The sequence below is a fragment of the Microvirga arvi genome, assembly GCF_016892765.1.
GTDB lineage: Bacteria > Pseudomonadota > Alphaproteobacteria > Rhizobiales > Beijerinckiaceae > Microvirga > Microvirga arvi.
This window is the reverse complement of record NZ_JAFEMD010000209.1, coordinates 1-837: the sequence shown is the minus strand read 5'-3', so window position 1 is coordinate 837 and position 837 is coordinate 1. Positions and strand designations below refer to the sequence as shown.

The following is an 837-nucleotide window of genomic DNA, read 5'->3' as shown; positions in this document are numbered from 1 at the left end:
GGCTCAGGACCTATTAATTTGAGCTGAGTTGTGATTCAGAGTCTCCTGTCGAGGAGGCTCTGAATGGGTGATCTGTTTCTGCTCAGTGAGCGCCAGATGGGGCGCATTTCACCTCACTTCCCACTGGCGCACGGCGTACCACGGGTGGACGACCGGCAGGTGGTCAGCGGAATCGTGTACGTGATCCGCAACGGTCTGCAGTGGAAGGATGCGCCCAAAGAGTACGGGCCGCATAAGACATTGTACAACCGGTTCATGCGCTGGAGCAGGCTGGGCGTGTTCGACAGGATCTTCGCCGCTCTGGCGGGTGACGGTCCCAAGCCCGAGCGGATCATGATCGATGCCACCCACCTGAAGGCGCACCGGACTGCGGCCAGCCTGCTTAAAAAGGGGATGTTCCCCGTCGTATCGGGCGCACCAAAGGCGGCCTGAACTCCAAGCTCCATGCCGTCTGCGATGGCGCCGGCAAGCCGATCATCCTGCTTTTATCGGAAGGGCAGATGAGCGACCATAAGGGCGCACGGCTCATCTTGGGAGCGCTGCCTTCTGGCTCAACGCTGATTGCTGACCGAGGCTACGACAGCAACTGGTTCCGGGAGGCTCTTGCAGACAAGCGCATCACGCCCTGCATTCCGCCGACCAGGAGCCGCAAGGTGCCGATTGCCTATGACAAGACGCTGTATCGGCAACGGCACAAGGTCGAGAACATGTTCGCGAAACTCAAAGATTGGCGCCGAGTTGCGACCCGCTACGACCGTTGCGCGCACACCTTCTTCTCAGCCATCTGCATCGCGGCTGCCGTCGCCTTCTACCTCAATTAACGAGTCCTGAGCCTAG

General features: G+C 59.9%; 1 protein-coding gene. It reads left to right on the top strand.

Annotated features, from left to right (window positions below):
• Positions 1 to 63 precede the first annotated feature (63 nt).
• Positions 64 to 821 (top strand): IS5 family transposase gene (locus ILT44_RS30555; RefSeq protein ID WP_204243365.1). Its coding sequence is split into 2 segments (ribosomal slippage): positions 64 to 397 and positions 397 to 821, totalling 759 coding nucleotides; the frame shifts between segments, so codons are not numbered across the junction.
• Positions 822 to 837 lie beyond the last annotated feature (16 nt).